This is a genomic window from Rhodoferax sp. LS1P39, assembly GCF_056521425.1.
In genome coordinates, this window is the sequence record NZ_JBWMAV010000005.1 from 270631 (window position 1) to 286382 (window position 15752).

Annotated in this window: 16 protein-coding genes and 1 pseudogene; 8 read left to right on the forward strand and 9 right to left on the reverse strand. The window is 62.9% G+C overall.

Annotation, left to right across the window (positions count from 1 at the left end; genetic code table 11):
- Positions 1-138 precede the first annotated feature (138 nt).
- From AC097O_RS11350 to AC097O_RS11375, 6 genes are all read right to left on the reverse strand, one after another.
- Positions 139-789, reverse strand: coding sequence for a Pr6Pr family membrane protein (locus AC097O_RS11350; RefSeq protein WP_479592873.1), 651 nt, complete (start codon positions 787-789; stop codon positions 139-141).
- Between the two features lie 139 nt (positions 790-928).
- Positions 929-1762 carry an FkbM family methyltransferase gene (locus AC097O_RS11355; RefSeq protein WP_479592874.1) on the reverse strand — a complete coding sequence of 278 codons (834 nt, stop codon included), beginning with the start codon at positions 1760-1762 and terminating at the stop codon, positions 929-931.
- Positions 1763-1940: 178 nt separating this feature from the next.
- Positions 1941-3656 carry a diguanylate cyclase domain-containing protein gene (locus AC097O_RS11360; RefSeq protein ID WP_479592875.1) on the reverse strand — a complete coding sequence of 572 codons (1716 nt, stop codon included), beginning with the start codon at positions 3654-3656 and terminating at the stop codon, positions 1941-1943.
- 30 nt (positions 3657-3686) lie between these two features.
- On the reverse strand, positions 3687-4778 hold the full coding sequence (locus AC097O_RS11365; RefSeq protein WP_479592876.1) for an ABC transporter substrate-binding protein: 1092 nt from the start codon (positions 4776-4778) through the stop codon (positions 3687-3689).
- Between the two features lie 206 nt (positions 4779-4984).
- Complete coding sequence (locus tag AC097O_RS11370; protein ID WP_479592877.1) at positions 4985-5425, reverse strand: N-acetyltransferase family protein; 441 nt, start codon at positions 5423-5425, stop codon at positions 4985-4987.
- 143 nt (positions 5426-5568) lie between these two features.
- Positions 5569-6471: a LysR family transcriptional regulator gene (locus AC097O_RS11375; RefSeq protein WP_479592878.1), complete on the reverse strand. Its 903-nt coding sequence runs from the start codon at positions 6469-6471 to the stop codon at positions 5569-5571.
- A 95-nt stretch (positions 6472-6566) separates the two neighbouring features.
- Between AC097O_RS11375 and AC097O_RS11380 the strand changes: the two genes are divergently transcribed.
- The 8 genes from AC097O_RS11380 to AC097O_RS11415 all read left to right on the forward strand — a co-directional run bounded on the left by AC097O_RS11380 (position 6567) and on the right by AC097O_RS11415 (position 14148).
- Complete coding sequence (locus tag AC097O_RS11380) at positions 6567-6911, forward strand: c-type cytochrome (RefSeq protein WP_479592879.1); 345 nt, start codon at positions 6567-6569, stop codon at positions 6909-6911.
- Positions 6912-6941: 30 nt separating this feature from the next.
- Positions 6942-7415 carry a (2Fe-2S)-binding protein gene (locus tag AC097O_RS11385; RefSeq protein ID WP_479592880.1) on the forward strand — a complete coding sequence of 158 codons (474 nt, stop codon included), beginning with the start codon at positions 6942-6944 and terminating at the stop codon, positions 7413-7415.
- A 13-nt stretch (positions 7416-7428) separates the two neighbouring features.
- Complete coding sequence (locus AC097O_RS11390) at positions 7429-9660, forward strand: xanthine dehydrogenase family protein molybdopterin-binding subunit (protein ID WP_479592881.1); 2232 nt, start codon at positions 7429-7431, stop codon at positions 9658-9660.
- Between the two features lie 10 nt (positions 9661-9670).
- Entirely contained in the window at positions 9671-10684 is a 1014-nt protein-coding gene (locus AC097O_RS11395) for an XdhC family protein (protein ID WP_479592882.1), read from the forward strand.
- Positions 10681-11298 (forward strand): nucleotidyltransferase family protein, encoded by a 618-nt coding sequence (locus AC097O_RS11400; RefSeq protein WP_479592883.1) that lies wholly within the window; start codon positions 10681-10683, stop codon positions 11296-11298. The genes AC097O_RS11395 and AC097O_RS11400 overlap by 4 nt, the downstream gene beginning before the upstream one ends.
- A gap of 101 nt (positions 11299-11399) precedes the next feature.
- Positions 11400-12017, forward strand: coding sequence for an NAD(P)H-dependent oxidoreductase (locus AC097O_RS11405; RefSeq protein ID WP_479592884.1), 618 nt, complete (start codon positions 11400-11402; stop codon positions 12015-12017).
- A gap of 458 nt (positions 12018-12475) precedes the next feature.
- Complete coding sequence (locus tag AC097O_RS11410) at positions 12476-13243, forward strand: hypothetical protein (RefSeq protein WP_479592885.1); 768 nt, start codon at positions 12476-12478, stop codon at positions 13241-13243.
- A 56-nt stretch (positions 13244-13299) separates the two neighbouring features.
- Positions 13300-14148, forward strand: coding sequence for an HNH endonuclease (locus AC097O_RS11415; protein WP_479592886.1), 849 nt, complete (start codon positions 13300-13302; stop codon positions 14146-14148).
- A gap of 144 nt (positions 14149-14292) precedes the next feature.
- On the opposite strand, the gene AC097O_RS11420 is transcribed toward AC097O_RS11415, so the two are convergent.
- The 3 genes and pseudogenes from AC097O_RS11420 to AC097O_RS11430 all read right to left on the reverse strand — a co-directional run bounded on the left by AC097O_RS11420 (position 14293) and on the right by AC097O_RS11430 (position 15484).
- Complete coding sequence (locus tag AC097O_RS11420) at positions 14293-14775, reverse strand: GreA/GreB family elongation factor (protein WP_479592887.1); 483 nt, start codon at positions 14773-14775, stop codon at positions 14293-14295.
- A 313-nt stretch (positions 14776-15088) separates the two neighbouring features.
- Positions 15089-15214, reverse strand: a pseudogene (locus AC097O_RS11425) (P-type conjugative transfer protein TrbG); the annotation flags it as partial.
- Between the two features lie 60 nt (positions 15215-15274).
- Positions 15275-15484, reverse strand: a complete 210-nt coding sequence (locus AC097O_RS11430; protein ID WP_479592888.1) for a hypothetical protein — start codon at positions 15482-15484, stop codon at positions 15275-15277.
- Positions 15485-15752: the final 268 nt, after the last annotated feature.

Below are 15752 nucleotides of genomic sequence, written 5' to 3' on the forward strand. Positions count from 1 at the left end.
CACATAATCGAAATTAATATTGCATACAATTATTAACGGCAATTTTGCTACTTATTGTGCGCCATACCGGCATACGATATGCAGCAAAAACGCAGGCATTGGCATAAAAACGCAGGTATTGGCAGCCGACGGGCGAGATCAAGGTGTGTGGCGGGGCAACAGCAAGCGCCCCAGGCCCAGCACCGCAAAGCCCACGGCGATGAACCCCGCCAGCAGGCCCACGGCATTGCGCAGCACCTGGGGGTAGCCCAGGGCGGCTACGTCGATAAACGGGTAGGGGTAGGCCCCCAGCCACGCACCGCGCAGCAGCACATAGGCCAGGTAAGCCAGCGGGTACACACACCACCGCAGCGGCGCGTGCCAGGCAGGCCGGGTGCGGGGGCGCAACAGCAGCCAGTGCAGCAGCGCCAGGGCGGGCACGGCGTAGTGCAGCAAGGTGTCGGCCAGTAACTGCGCGCCTTGCGGCGACCATATCTTGCGCAACACCAGGTGGTAGACGATACCCACCACCACAATGGCGGTGGTGGCACAGCCGACCACCGTGCTGCGGTACAGCCAGGGCGTGGTGCCAGACCGCGGGCCCACGGCACCCGACGTCGCCACCAGCGCCACAAAGATATTGCTCAGCACGGTGAAGAAGCCGAAAAACACTACCAGCCCGCCCACCAGGGATTTGCCGTTGGCAAAGGCCAGTTGCACCGACAACCAGAGCTGCAAAAGAACAGCAAACCAGGCGGTGGCGGCCAGCAAGACGGGCAAAAACCTGCGGACGGAATAGGCAAGGGGCATGCGGTCGGCCTGTGAAATGAAACCGAGTGTAGGCCCTCCAGCCCCAATCGGTTTCAATATGTTTCAGGCCTCCCGCGCCGATGCCTTGAGCACGAGCAGCTATCAAAAACAGAGTAAATCCATCTGCTGGGGCCAGGGCTCAGACCGTGCGGTTGACGTACCAGTCGTCGAAGTTGGAGAACTCGGTGAACTTGCGCTCGAAGCCGCGCGCGGTCAGCAGGGCGTGGATTTTCTCGCGGTCGCTGGTGTAGTTGTGTTCGACGGTGATGATGCGAACCTGGTAGCGCGAGAAGTCGAAGGCTTCCAGGATGGTGAGCTCGGAGCCCTCGGTGTCGATGGACAGGTAGTCGATGCAGGACGGCGCCGCATGCTCGGCCAGCAGGTCCAGCAGCGAGATGGTTTCCACGTCGTACAGCACGCCGTCTTTGCGGGCATCGGCGCGCTGGTCTTTGTCGGTGAACGCGGCGATGGTGGAAAACTCGGACACCGGCACCTCGTTGAACTGCAAAATCTCGCCGGTGCGGCTCCACACGCAGCGGGTTTCCACGGTGCAGCTGCGGTTGCGCTGGAGCCGCTCGTGCCAGTTGCGCGCCGGTTCGGCCAGGATGCCGCGCCAGCCCAGGTGGGTTTCCAGCCCCCAGGAGTTGCTCAGGTGGATGCCGTCTGCCGCCCCAAACTCCACAAAAAACCCGCCCCGCAGCCCCCGCAGCTCGTGGCGCACGAACAGGTCTTGCAGCAACTGGGCGTTCGACTCCGACGCGTGCTGAAAGCACAGCAACAGGAACGCAATCGCGTCCTGCCCCACCGTCTGCGCCGCCGCAGGCCCGGTCTTGCGGCTGTTGACCAGATCATAGAAAGCGCCCTGGCTCCAGGGGGGGGCGTCCTGCGGCGGGTAGCGGCGTACGTCCAGACCCAGCCCGCGCAAAGCAGGCTGCAGGGACGCGTCCCAAAGGCGGCGGGTGAGAGCGGGCATCGGGTTTCCTCAAAATAAGGCATTTGCACACTGCAAGCCTCTGGAAAAATGGTAGCCGCCCCCGCGGCACACGTCCACCCCCAATTGATACGGTGGAGGCCAGCCGCAAATATTCACAGTGTTTTTGGCACTTCGCGCTTATTCCATCAGCGCAAGCAGCTCCTAGAAGCAGAGCAAATCAGTCCTGCGCCGCCGAAAAGAAGCGGTAGCCGTCGCGCCCGGCCAGCTTGGCGGTGTACATCGCCTGGTCGGCGGTGGCCAGGATGTCGGTGGCGGTCTGGCCGTCTTGCGGGTAGCGGCTGATGCCTACGCTGGCGGTGACCTGCAGCACCTGGTCTTGCACCGGAATGGGTTCCTTGACGGCAGCCAGCAGCTTGCTGGCAATGGCCGCCAGGTGGTCCTGCGACACGGCGGCCCCCAGCAGCACCACAAACTCGTCGCCGCCCAGGCGGGCCACGGTGTCCACCTCGCGCACGATGTGCTGCATGCGCCGGGCCACGGTGCGCAGCACCTCGTCGCCCGCGTCGTGGCCGTAGGCATCGTTGATGGCTTTGAAGGCATCCAGGTCGATGAACAGCAGGCAGACTTTTTCGCCATAACGGCGGGCATGGGCCAGGGCCTGCTCCAGCCGCTCCTGGAACAGGCGGCGGTTGGGCAGGCCGGTCAGCATGTCGTGCTGGGCCAGGTGCTCCAGCTCTTCCTGGTTGTCGTGCAGGTCGGCCAGTTGCTGGGTGATCTGCAGGTGCATCTGGTGGAAGCTGCGCGCCAGGCTGCCGACCTCGTCGCGCCGCAGCAGGGGCAGATCGCCCGGCGGCAGGCCGTTGGCAAAGCGCTGGGCGGCGGCGGTCACGGCGTTGATCGGGCGCGTCAGGGCCTGGGCCAGCAGCACGGCCAGCAGCAGGCACAGCAGGGACAGGCCCAGCACGATCTGCACCACGGTGCTGCCCAATTGCCGGGATTGCACCAGCACCTGGTCCAGCGGCTGCGCCAGGCCCAGGATCAAGCGGCTTTCGCTGCTGTGGGTCTGGACCTTTTGCGCGATGAAGGCCGCCACCACCGGGGCCTCGGCATAGTCGTCCTCGCGGGCTTCGAACACCACCTGGTCCTGCTGGCCCGCGACCACCGCGCGCAGCGGCGCAAACTCGTCCTGCACCAGCATGCGCCGCCCCTTGTCGAAGCCAAAGGTCTTGTTGTTGTCCGGGTGGATCAGGATGTCACCCTCGGTATTGGCCAGGAACAGCTTGAAGGCGGTCGGCAGGTCGGCGGCAAGCAGGTTGAACATGCCGTTCAGGTCCATGTTCACCACCACCACGCCGATGGTGGTGTTGTCGGCATCCATCACCGGCATGGCCAGTTGCAGCGTGGGCTGCTCCAGACCCGCCAGCGAGCCACCCTCGTGGTTGATGGTGATGCGCGACATGTAGGTGGCGCGGGCAGGCAGCTTCAAGGTGTCGGATACGTAGGCGTAGTGGCCTTTTTCCTGCAGGTCATCGCCCTGGATCCGCAGAGTGGACGGGCCGACCCGGTCCACCCGCACGCGTTCCAGCCCGTAGTCGCTGGCCGAGATCAGGCGCAGCTGCAGATAGCTGGGGTTGGCCTCGATCAGCAGGCCAAACAGCTTGGCCAGGCGTTCGGAGTCCAGGGCATCCTCGTGCTGCAGGATGGCCACGGTAGTGGGCAGGCCCGCCAGCACCTGCAGGTTGCGCGAGACCTCCTCGCGCGTCTGGGTAATGCGCCGGGCCAGCACCTGGGTGGAGGTGAGCAGCTTGTTCTTGGCCGAATTCACCAGCAGGCCGCGGCTGGCCTCGTAGGCGTAAAAGCCGGTCAGTCCCGCCGCCAAAAAGCCTACCGAAGCCATCAACAGCACCAGCTTGCCGACGATGCCCCACCTCATGGAATGTCCCATCTCATGGAGTGCCCGGCTTCATGGTGCCAGCACTTTGCGGGCGCGGTCACCGGACACGATGCGGCTCCACAGCAGGTTGCGGCGCTCTTCGCTTTCCACCGGCTGCAGCCACAGCAGGCGGTCGTCGGCCCGGTACTCGGACGAGGCCGAGGTGGTGTTGGCCAGGCCCTGGCGCTGCACCAGCACCTGGCCGGGCTCGGGCTCCAGCAGGTAGTTGATCCAGGCCGCGGCCAGCACCGGGTTGGTCGCCCCGCGGGTGATGGCCCAGCAGTCCAGCCAGGCCAGCGCGCCCTCCTGGGGGATGGCGTAGCCCACGTCCAGCCCGGCGGCGCGGAACAGCACCTCCTGCTGGCGGCCATAGTTGGCAAACAGCAGCGCGGCGCGGTGGCTCTTGAACAGGGCCAGCGACTCCTCGGGCTGGGTGTAGAAAGCGGCGGCATTGCGGCGCAGGGCAATCAGCTTGTCCACCGCCGGTGGCCACTGGTGCTCGGCCAGGCGGAACGGCGACGGCAAACCCAGCGCCTGGGCCGCCAGCGCAAAGTTGTGCGTGCCCGCGCTGTAGGCAATCACCTTGCCCTGCCAGCGAGGGTCCCACAGGGCGGTGATGGAGCTGGGCGGCTGCTGGATCTGCTGGCGGTCGTACACCAGGCCCATCTCGGCATAGGTGTAGGGAATGGCATAGGTTTTGCCGCCGTGCACCAGGCCCGGAATCGCCGCCCGGTTCTGGAACCGGGGCAACTGCCTGGCCAGGTGGGGCAGCGTGGCCGTGGCGATGGGCTGCACCCAGCCCTGGCGGATGTAGCGCTGCAGCTCGGCCGTATTGACCGCAAACACATCGAAATTCTGGGCCTGGTGCAGGCTGATCTTTTGCCACATGTCGACATCGGAATCGACCATGGTCACCTCGACCCGGCAATCCATGCGCTGCTCAAAAGCCTTCACGATGTCGGCATCCGCATAGCCCGGCCAGGCCAGCACCCGCAGCACCTCTTTATCGGCTGCGCGGGCCCGCACCGACGCGGCCAGCGTCAACGACACGGAGGCGGCCAGCGCGAACTGGCGGCGGTCCAAAAAAGACCACTTGGTGCGGGGTGGTGGGGAATGGCGCATCGGGTTTACTCTAGGAGCCCACCATTACAACAGCGCCAACCCCAGAGTGAAAGCTCTGGTTAATGGCTATTGACGGATGGGCAGACTCTGGCGACGGTTACAAACTGCAACAGGCAATTGTAAAGCCGCATAAAAAGCATCCAAAAGCAGACCAATCAACCGTACACCCTGCGCCAACTGCTACCAAAAAAGTAGCAACAAACGGATCAACCTATCATCTTGCGGTACTGCACAAAGCCGCTCTTGTCGGCGATGCCGTCGTAGAGCTGCATCGCGTCCAGGTTGCTCTCGTGCGTGAGCCACCACACCCGGGCGGCGGCCTCGTGCGCGGCTGACGCATACACGTGTTCGATCAAGGCCCGCCCCACCCCTTTGCCGCGCAGCTTGGGCAGGGTGAACAGGTCTTGCAGGTACACGTAGTCGCCCGCCGTCCAGCAGCTGCGGTGGTAGATGAAGTGCACCATGCCCACCAGCACGCCATCTTCCTCGGCCACCGCGCAGTGCATGGGCTCGGCCGGGTCCAGAAAGCGCTGCCAGGTGAGCGCGGTGACCGACTCGGGGATAGCGGTTTTGTAGAACGTCTGGTAGCCCTGCCACAGCGGCAGCCACTGGGCGAAATCGGTGTCTTGGGCGGGTCGAATCTGCATGCGTGTGCTCCTGTGAAGCGTTCCAGCTTAGCCGCTGCGTGGCACCCTGGGTAGTGCCAGCTTGGAACAAAAACAGAGATCCACAAAACTTCAAGTTTTTTAGGCACTCCGTGCTTATGGAATAAGCGCGAGCAGCTCTTATTTCAGGAGTGAACACCCCGTGCGCGCACGTAGTCGATAAAGGCCTTGAGCTTGCTCGGCTGGTCGTGGCGGCTGGGGTAGTACAGGTAGAAGCCGGGAAACGTCGGCGAAAACGCCTGTAGCACCTGCTGCAGCCGCCCGGACTGCAGATGGGGCTGCGCCAGCGACGCAAAGGTGTAGGCCAGGCCCACGCCGTCCAGCGCGGGCTCCAGGTTGAACAGGCTGTCGGTGATGGTCAGGTTGCCCCGAGCCTCGTACTCCACCACCCGGCTGTCCAGCAGGAATTCCCATTTGTAGATGGCCCCGGTACTGGCAAAGCGAAAACGCACACAGTTGTGCTGCGCCAGGTCGTCCGGGTGCACGGGGGCAGGATGCCGCCGCAGGTAGTCCGGTGAGGCCACCACCGCCACGGTGAGCGGCCCGCCCAGGGGGATGGCGACCATGTCGCGGGCCAGGCTTTCGCCCATGCGCACACCGGCATCAAAGCCCTGCTCCACGATGTCCACAAAGCCCTCGTCGTTGGTCAACTCGATGTGCACCTGCGGGTGCTCGGCCAAAAAGCCCGCCAGCAAGGGCTGCAACACCATGGCAGTGGCAATACGGGCCGAGTTCAGGCGCAAGGTGCCCGCCGGTCGGCCCTGGAGGACATGCAGTGCTTCCCCGGCCTCGATCACCTGGCCCAGCGCCGGGCCCACCTGCGCCAGATAGGCCTGGCCCGCCTCGGTGAGGCTTACGCTGCGCGTGCTGCGGTGCAGCAGCCGCACGCCCAGCCGGGCTTCCAGCTGCCGGATGGACTGGCTCAAGGCCGAGGGCGATACCTCCAGCTCGGCCGCCGCTGCCGTAAAGCCCCGGTGCTCCGCCACCTTCCAAAAAGCCATCAGGCCGTCGAATTGTTTTAACTGCATACCTTTAAGCATAGCTTCACAAGGCATGAAGCATTTGGCTATTTTTCTTTTGTATTGCGGTCCCTACAGTGCAAAAACCCCACGCAATGGACCCCATGACACGAACCGCTGCCCCCAACCTCTTCTCCGCAAGCCTGCTGCTCACCCTGGGCCTGTGCGCCACCACCCTTTTACCCAGCCACGCTGTAGCCAGCCAGGCGCTGGCCCAAAAGTACGCCTGCGTGGCCTGCCACCAGCCCGCCACCAAGACGGTGGGGCCGTCCTGGAAAGACATCCGCGCCAAGTACGGCGACGGCACAACTGCAACGCAACTGGCCGCCACCATCAAGGCCGGGAGCACCGGCAAATGGGGTGCCATGCCCATGCCGCCACAGCCCAGCATTCCCGATGCCGACCTGCAGACGCTGGCGCAATGGGTGCTGGACGGCCCCCGCCCCTGATTCCCACTGACCCCCACCAGAGAACCTCCCATGCCCACCCTGCACATCAATGGCCGCGACCACGCGGTCGATGCCGATCCCGGCACCCCCATCCTCTGGGCCTTGCGCGACACGCTGGGCCTGACCGGCACCAAATTTGGCTGCGGCGCGGCGCTGTGCGGCGCCTGCACCGTGCACCTGGACGGCGCGGCCATCCGCTCCTGCGTCACGCCCATCTCGGTGGCCGAGGGCAAAAAAATCAAGACCATCGAAGCCACTACCGACGGCAGCGACCGCGTCGGTGCCGCCGTGCACGCGGCCTGGGTGCAGCACGATGTGGCGCAGTGCGGCTACTGCCAAAGCGGCCAGATCATGAGCGCCACCGCCTTCCTGCAATCGCAGCCCAAGGGCAAGCAACCGACAGCCGCTGAAATCGACGCAGCCATGGCGGGCAACATCTGCCGCTGTGGCACCTATGCCCGTATCCGCGCCGCCGTGGCCGATGCCGCCAAAGCCCTGGCTTGAAGGAATACCCACCATGCTGCCCCACACCGATTACCAAGACATGCCCCGCGTGCTGCAACGCCTGATGACTGCCGCCCAACCCGAAACCTCCACCACCCTGCCCCGGCGCAGCTTCCTGAAACTGGCGGGCTTGGGCGGCCTGGCGCTGGGGGCCTTCCCCTACCTGGCCAGCGCCCAAGCCACGGCCAGCGCGCTCAAACCGACGCAACTGCCCTCGGCCTTTGTGCAGATTGCACCCAATGGCGAAGTCACCGTCACCATCAACCGCCTGGAATTCGGCCAAGGGGTACAGACCGGCCTGCCGATGATCCTGGCCGAGGAGCTGGATGCCGACTGGAGCCTGGTGCGCAGCAAAAGCGGCACCAACGACGCGGCCTACCACGACCCGCTGTTTGGCATGCACCTGACCGGCGGCTCCAATTCGATCAAGAACAGTTTCACCCAGTACCGCGAACTCGGCGCGCGCGCCCGGGCCATACTGTTGTCTGCGGCAGCCGCGCAATGGAACGTGGATGTCGCCACGCTGCGCACGCAGGCCGGCACGGTGATCGGCCCCGGGGGCCGCACGGCGGGCTATGGCGCCCTGGCCGAAGCCGCCATGGCGCTGCCCGTGCCAGAAAAGGTTACGCTGAAAGACCCCAAGGACTTTCGCATCATCGGCCAGCCCACCACGCGCCTGGATGCGCGCGCCAAAAGCAGCGGGCGGCAGGACTTCGGCATCGACGTGAAGCACCCCGGCCAGCTCACCGCCGTGGTGGCGCGCCCACCGGTGTTTGGTGCCCGCCTGGCCTCGGTGGATGACAGCGCGGCACGCGCCGTGAAAGGCGTGAAAGCCGTGTTGCGCATCCCCCTGGACCGGGGCGGCGAAGGCGTGGCGGTGGTGGCCGACGGCTACTGGCCCGCCAAGCTGGGGCGCGACGCGCTGAAGCTGCAATGGGATACGTCTGCCGTGGAGAAGGTAGACAGCGAGAAGCAACTGGTGCAGTACCGGGCGCTGGCCCAGCAGCCCGGCCCGCGCAAGTTCGATGCCGACCTGTCGGCGCTAGACAAGGCCCCGCACCACATTGAAGCCGAGTTCCTGTTTCCGTATCTGGCCCATGCACCCATGGAGCCGCTGAACTGCACCGTGCGGCTGGCGGGCGACAGTGCCGAGCTGTGGGTGGGCACCCAAAGCGCCGGGCTGGACGCGGCGGCGGCTGCCAAGGCGCTGGGATTGAAGCCCGAGCAGGTGAAAGTGCACGTGCAGATGGCAGGCGGCGGCTTCGGTAGGCGCTTTGTGGGCAGCAGCGACTACGTGGTCGAGGCCTGCCAGATTGCCAAGGCCGCACGCACTGCGGGCCTGAACGTACCTGTACGCCTGCTGTGGAGCCGCGAGGACGACATCAAAGGCGGCTACTACCGCCCCATGCACCTGCACCGCGCGCACATCGGCTTCGACGCACGTGGCAAGGTGCTGGCCTGGGACCACACCATCGTCGGCCAGTCCATCCTGGTGGGAACGGTCTTCGAATCCTTCCAGGTGAAAGATGGCATCGATGCCACGGCCACCGAAGGCATGCGCGACCCGTACGACCTGCCCATGCGCCTCACCGTGCACCACCCCAAGCTCAACGTGCCGGTGCTGTGGTGGCGCAGCGTGGGCTCCACGCACACCGCGTTCGTGATGGAGACCCTGCTCGACGACATCGCCCGCACCACCAAGCAAGACCCGGTGGCCTACCGGATGGCGCTGTTTGGCGACAAGCATCCCCGCCACCGCGCGGCCTTGCAACTGGCGGTGGACCGCAGCGGTTATGGCAAGACCACCCTGCCCCCGGGCCGCGCCTGGGGCGTGGCCGTGCACGAATCGTTTGAGACCGTGGTGGCCTACGTGGTCGAGGCCTCGGTGCAAGACGGCCAGCCGGTGCTGCACCGCGCCACGGCGGGCGTGCACTGCAACCTGGCCGTCAACCCGCGCAGCATCGAGGCCCAGATCCAGGGCGCGGCGGTCATGGGCCTGTCGATGTGCCTGCCCGGCGCGGCCATCACGCTGAAAGACGGCGTGGTGGAGCAAAGCAATTTCGGCGACTTCCCGGTGCCGCGCATCACCGACATGCCCGCGTTCGCGGTGCACATCGTGCCCAGTGCGGAGCCGCCCAAAGGCGTGGGCGAGCCCGGCCTGCCGCCGCTGGCACCGGCATTCGCCAACGCGATTGCGCTGCTCACAGGCAAGTCCTTACGGCAGTTGCCGTTCAACATCGCATAGGGCACGCACCATGGAAGACCTCGACACCCTGGTCTTGCGCACCGCCGTGGGCTGGCAGGCCCAGGGGCTGCCGGTGGTGCTGGTCACCGTGGCCCGCACCTGGGGCTCCTCGCCCCGGCCACCGGGTTCGCTCATGGCCATCAACGGGCGGGGAGAGACCGTGGGCTCGGTCTCGGGCGGCTGCATCGAAGACGACCTCATCCACCGCATCCGCACAGGCGGCGTTCAGGCCGCCTGCGCCACCGATTTCCCGGAGGTGCTGCGTTACGGCATCTCCGCCGATGCAGCGCACCGCTTCGGCCTGCCCTGCGGCGGCACGGTGGAGCTGGTGCTGGAGCCCGTGTCGCCCCGCAGCCAGCTGGACAGGCTGCTGCAGGCTTGCCTGCAACGGCGCAGCACCGAGCGGCAGCTGGACCTGCGCACCGGCGAGGTGGCATTAGGCGCAGGCCGCCGGGACGGTGTGCCCCATTTGAGCGACACCCACCTCACCACCCACCTGGGGCCACAGGCCCGCATCATCGTGATCGGGGCCGGGGACTTGTCGCGCTTTCTGTGCCAGATGGCGCTGGGCCTGGGCTTTGAGGTGATCGTCTGCGACCCCCGCGAAGAACACCGTGCGGGTTGGGCGCTGGACGGCGTGCAGCTCAGCCATGAAATGCCCGACGACCTGGTCCTGCGCCTGAAGCCCGATGCCCGCACCGCCGTGGTCGCCCTGACGCACGACCCCAAGCTGGACGATCTGGCACTCATCGACGCGCTGCAGTCCGATGCCTTCTACGTCGGTGCCATCGGCTCGCGGCGCAACACGGCCCTGCGCCACGAGCGGCTACGTACGCATTTCGACATTTCCGAGCCCGCGCTGCATGCACTGCACGGCCCGGCGGGCCTGTACATCGGCAGCAAAACCCCCGCCGAAATCGCCCTGTCCATCATGGCCGAAGTGGTGGCGGTGAAGAACGGCATCCGCCAGCCCGCGCCCATGCCGGTGGCGGCTGGCAAGCGGGGTGAAAGCGCGCTGGTGTGAAGGCCACCCTCCTGGCTGCGGGCCTTGGCCAGCGCATGGGTGGGCGGCCCAAAGCCGCTTTGCAGGTGGGTGGTGTCAGCTTGCTGGAGCGGCTGGTGCATGCCCTGCGCGGTGCCGGTGTGGACGACACCGCGGTGGTGCTAGGCCCCTACGCCCAGACGCTGGTGCCGCTGGCGCACCGCTGTGGTTTGCGGGTGTTGCAGGCACCGCCCGATACACCTCTGGCCGCATCGCAACGCCTGGCCGTGCAGGCCCATACCGAGCATGCACCGGGCCACGACATGCTGGTGCTGCTGGCCGACCTGCCCCTGCTCACCAGCGCCCACATCGCCTGGCTGCTGGAGGCCTGGCGGCAACGGCCCGACGGGGTTCAGGCCCAAATGCCGGTGGTGGATGGCGTGCGAGGGCATCCGCTGATCCTGTCGTGGCAGGCCGTGCAAACGGTGGCGGCCATGCCCGCGCACCAGGGCATCCGCGACTGGCTGCACAGCCACCCCGAGCAGGTGCGGCCCCTGCCCACCCCAGAGCGCGCCTACACCACCGACCTGGACACGCCGGAGGATGTGGCGGCGCTGAGAACCCTGCTTATCCCTGAGCCCGTGGACTGGCCTTGAAGCAAAGCTTCACAAGGCATACAGCATTGGCCTATTTTTCTTTTGAATGGGCTTACCTACAGTGCAGGCTGTTCAACAGCAACCCGTCAACAGGAAGCGCCATGCAAAACGTCTTGATCATCCACGCCCACCAGTTCTACGAGGACATTTCCACCGGCAAGCTCAACGCCGCCATGGCCCACGTGGTGCAGCAGGAGATGGAGCAGCGCGGCTACACCGTGCAGCACACCTACATCGAACAAGGCTATGCCGTGGCCGACGAAGTGGCCAAACACCTGTGGGCCGACCTCATCATTCTGCAGTCGCCCGTGTACTGGTTTGGCATGCCGTGGATCTACAAAAAGTACGTGGACGAGGTGTTCACCGCGGGCATGCTGCAAGGCAGCTTCATCACCGGCGATGGCCGCACCCGCACCGACCCCACCCGGCAGTACGGCTCGGGCGGCCTGCTGCAAGGCAAGCAATACATGGTGTCGTTGACTTGGAATGCGCCGCAAGAGGCATTCGACAACCCGGCGCAAGATTTGTTCAAAGGCAAATCTGTCGACGACGTGCTGGTGGCCAACACCGCCAACTACGCGTTTTGCGGCATGGAGGCGCTGCCGTCGTTCTCGTGCTTCGACGTGTTCAAGGCACCGACCATCGAGGACGACATGGCGCGACTGCGCGCGCATCTGGCCGAGTTTGTGGTGGATTCTGAGTGCCTGATTGGGGCCTAGCGCCCATTCCACCAGCGCTAGCAGCTATCTTTAAAATAGCACGTTACTCTGCCCCGTGCATCTGCCCATCGATGTAAAACCAGCGCCCGTCCTGCCGCACAAAGCGGCTGGTTACGTGCATGTGTTGGTCGAGAAGATTATGGGGCTGGGTTGGCTGGAAATGACATATTAAAAGTACCTCCAGCGCTTACCGAAACTGCGCAATATGCTATGTATTTTGAAGAAAAAATCTGTCGCGTTTGCCGGAGTTCGACCCCACCCTCTTAGCCAAGCTAAATGGCAAGTTCGGGCTGAACCTATGGTTCAAGTGCGCTTTTCAAAAGACGGCTTTGGGCCCGTTGCAGTCTTTCGTTTTTCCTGGCAGGGGCACATACCCCACCTTCACCGGCAGGGGATGGGAAACCTCTATTCGAGGCCTTCTAAACTGCAAGTTCCACGCAACTCTCCCGCAGAATCGCATGCACCCAATCGCTTTGCTTCAAAAAAAGATCACTCGGGGGGTCGAGCACATTCACACCCTGGAACAAGAGCTGAACCGGTTCATGGACCGAAAGCCCTACGAAATCTACGCCGATTTTGAGGCTGAGCACGGTGACTACATCTATCGAATCAAGGTGCTTGAAGATGTTCCGATAAGCGCTCGCCTACTGACCGGAGAGGTTGTTACCCATTTCCGCTCTGCCTTGGACCACTTGGCATGGCAATTAGCGTTGCTCTCGGGTCCGGAGCCCCATACGAGTACTCAATTCCCAATTTTCAACGAGGCGGCAACTTACGCTAAAGACAGCGGCAAGCAGATTAAGAGCATCGCAGGCCACATCAAGGAGATCATTGATCGGCAACAACCATGCTCGGCTGCAGACCCGAATAGACACCCTCTTTGGCTCCTGCATCGATTCGCCAACATCGACAAGCACCGTGTAATGTCCGTCGTTGTGGCTTCCGTGTCTGCTTTATCGGTCAAAGGTGACTCCATCGTCGGCGACTTCGATCTCCAGTCGGGGCCGCTCGGACCGCTCAAGAATCGGGCAGAAATCGCCAGATTGAGATTGCCCGTCAACTCCAGCCTTGAGGCCTATCAGAAGGCAGAGGTTCATTTTGGTCTGGGTCTGATCTTCGAACCGTTCAATGAAGTCCTTGCTCCGGTTGTCCAAACACTGCACCAGATGGGCGCTGCCGTTGAGGGCGTGATTAGAAATTTCGAGCATCTTTTTCCTCCGCGATAGTCAATCGACCCGGCAAGGGAATGGGGCTAATTTTTCAACTTTGAGCAAAATGATCTATGGCCTCCCAAGAACAGCGTTTTCAACCAAGGTTATTCCATGGCTGCATTTACTGCGGCGGCACTGAACATTTGTCAGCTGAGCACATCATTCCTTATGCCCTGGGTGGCACCAGCGTGATTCCCAAGGGAAGTTGTAGGAATTGTGCGGATATAACGAAAAAGTTTGAACAAACAATAGCTCGTTCAATGCTCGGGAACTTTCGTATAAAAAACAATGCGCCGACCAGGCGACCTAAGGAGCGACCATCCAAGCTGCTACTACAGATAATCCAGGGAGATACCGACATCAGTCGAAAACTCGATCCGTCCGAGCATCCAGGATGCTTTGCGCTGCCCGTATTTTCGCCTCCACGCGTCATGAGCAATCTCGTGGGCGAAACCCAGAATCTTCACCAGGAAATGAAAATCTGGGGATTTCCAGATCCTGCTCACATCCAGAAATTTTTGCCCTCTGATTTACCGGAGGGGTCCAGAACTCATATTGCTACGTTCAGCATCGACGCAGTAGTACGCTCGCTTGCAAAGATCGCCCACTGCCACTGCGCATCAATGTATGGTGCCGGGGTGTTTAATCCATTTTTGAGTCCGCTCATTCTTGGTAAGACCCGCGAGTATGCGAATTACATTGGTGGATCAAAAAGATCGAACGCGGAGTTGCCGGGTCTCGCAAAATATGCACCCATCGCTGTTCAATCGACTGTTGGAAAGTATTACGGAACTTGGTTTCTTATTACGACGATTCATCTTTTCCCCAGTCTAAATGGTCCTGTCTATGATTTGATCGTCGGTTCATGCACAGACCAAAGTGCGGCTATCGGTCCGAAAATGCCAGGATCGGGGCTGTAGCTTTAGGCAAGCCAGTATGCAATGTACCGGCAAAGGGGATGGGAATTGCCCCATGACCCGAAAGACTGCTCCTGGCCGACAGCAGCAGCTAGCCTCCAGGCACTCTGCTGACCCCGGCCAATTCGGCGTGAGCTTGCTTGCGGCTCAATGAACCCGCAGCACCTCAAACTGCTGTCGGATCAGTGCGACCTGTATCCACACCTCATCACCCTCGCATTTACCCAGCATGGCCCTGCCCAAAGGGGCTTCGCTGCTGATGACCTGAACGAACTGAGCGCCGCTGACCAACTTCATGCTGCCCCCATCCGGCCCGAGAAATAGCTGTTGCTGCTTGTCGTCTGAATCGACTAGGCAGACCAACGCGCCGAGCTGTATACCTTTGCTGGCATCGTAGGGGCGCGGGCGGAATTGGCGCCAATTGGCCATTGCCTGGCGGATGCCTTCGGCGCGCCGAGCTTGGCCGGTGGCCAGGTAGGCGGCTTCGAGTCCCAACGTGTCGTATTTGTTTTCGGCGATGTTTTCCTCGTGAGTCGCCGTTTCATGCGCCGCCCGCACTGCCTGTTCCGCTTGCAGCAGGTCTTCGGCGAGCCGTTCCAGCACCTGCTGCTGCAGCAAAAATTTATCCATGATGAAAGGCAGGCATCTCGAACAAGTGGGGGGGGGCGGTGTTGATTCTGAAGGGCTCCACCAGCCTTAGACGCTTCTATTCGCTGCAGGTTAACTTCAGCTACGCGTTGAATCATGTAGCGCTCATGGTTGCAAATTGGTTTAGGGTTGGTCGAAACGCACATTGTTCGATAGCTTATCGTTCAACGATTTGTGCGTACCTGCTTCTTGCGATGCGCTCTTGACTCGCACTGAATACGTTATGCGTATGCCGTGGATGTCTGCTTTCTCCCGGACTGAGCGGCATCGGCGACCGTCCGCTCCTGGCCGATGGCGGCTGATTGCTGTCAATGACCGCGTGACAAAAGCGGATCTTCTCCAGCGACAGGCCCGACTCCACCAGTGCGGCAGTACTGGCCGCCTGGGCCTGGCGCTGCAGGGTCAGCATCTTGTCCTTTGGGTGGGGGCCAGTTGGGGGTAGTCGCCAATGACCGGTGTAGGGAAATAGGCGGATGACGCCTCAATCATGGAGACCCACACCCAAGGCATCCAGCTTCTTTGCGTACCAGTCCCTGCGTTTTGCCGCCTTGGCAGCGGTGTCAACGGCTGCTTGGATGGCCTTGGGTCCCTTTTTCGCAGCAGCTTTGATCAATTCGAACTTGTGGGCAGCATCTGACTCCGCCCGCTTGAAAGTGGCGACGATTTCGGCATGGGTATCAGATGGCTTCACAGGTTTCCTTAGAACGTGTTCAAGGTCTTTTTAGGGCCGCGTTGGGGTGCAATCGGGATGAGTTGGCTGTCGCAGACCGCCGCATGGGCTCTCTGCCCATGCAAGGGCTATGGCAGGCAAATCGCCCGATTTCACCCCAACCCGCAGGGCAGATACCTGTTCGGGCGCTCAGCGTCGTTACAAAACCAGCCAAGGCACAAGCCTTGGCTTGGGTTTTGCGCCTAACTGCGCATCCCGAACAGGTATCTGCGCGGCCCTAAAAAGACCT

Bases quoted from the DNA above. Each gene is read 5' to 3' on its own strand.
- AC097O_RS11350 (WP_479592873.1), bottom strand. From the start codon at position 789: ATGCCCCTTGCCTATTCCGTCCGCAGGTTTTTGCCCGTCTTGCTGGCC.
- AC097O_RS11355 (WP_479592874.1), bottom strand. From the start codon at position 1,762: ATGCCCGCTCTCACCCGCCGCCTTTGGGACGCGTCCCTGCAGCCTGCT.
- AC097O_RS11360 (WP_479592875.1), bottom strand. From the start codon at position 3,656: ATGAGGTGGGGCATCGTCGGCAAGCTGGTGCTGTTGATGGCTTCGGTA.
- AC097O_RS11365 (WP_479592876.1), bottom strand. From the start codon at position 4,778: ATGCGCCATTCCCCACCACCCCGCACCAAGTGGTCTTTTTTGGACCGC.
- AC097O_RS11370 (WP_479592877.1), bottom strand. From the start codon at position 5,425: ATGCAGATTCGACCCGCCCAAGACACCGATTTCGCCCAGTGGCTGCCG.
- AC097O_RS11375 (WP_479592878.1), bottom strand. From the start codon at position 6,471: ATGCAGTTAAAACAATTCGACGGCCTGATGGCTTTTTGGAAGGTGGCG.
- AC097O_RS11380 (WP_479592879.1), top strand. From the start codon at position 6,567: ATGACACGAACCGCTGCCCCCAACCTCTTCTCCGCAAGCCTGCTGCTC.
- AC097O_RS11385 (WP_479592880.1), top strand. From the start codon at position 6,942: ATGCCCACCCTGCACATCAATGGCCGCGACCACGCGGTCGATGCCGAT.
- AC097O_RS11390 (WP_479592881.1), top strand. From the start codon at position 7,429: ATGCTGCCCCACACCGATTACCAAGACATGCCCCGCGTGCTGCAACGC.
- AC097O_RS11395 (WP_479592882.1), top strand. From the start codon at position 9,671: ATGGAAGACCTCGACACCCTGGTCTTGCGCACCGCCGTGGGCTGGCAG.
- AC097O_RS11405 (WP_479592884.1), top strand. From the start codon at position 11,400: ATGCAAAACGTCTTGATCATCCACGCCCACCAGTTCTACGAGGACATT.
- AC097O_RS11410 (WP_479592885.1), top strand. From the start codon at position 12,476: ATGCACCCAATCGCTTTGCTTCAAAAAAAGATCACTCGGGGGGTCGAG.
- AC097O_RS11415 (WP_479592886.1), top strand. From the start codon at position 13,300: ATGGCCTCCCAAGAACAGCGTTTTCAACCAAGGTTATTCCATGGCTGC.
- AC097O_RS11420 (WP_479592887.1), bottom strand. From the start codon at position 14,775: ATGGATAAATTTTTGCTGCAGCAGCAGGTGCTGGAACGGCTCGCCGAA.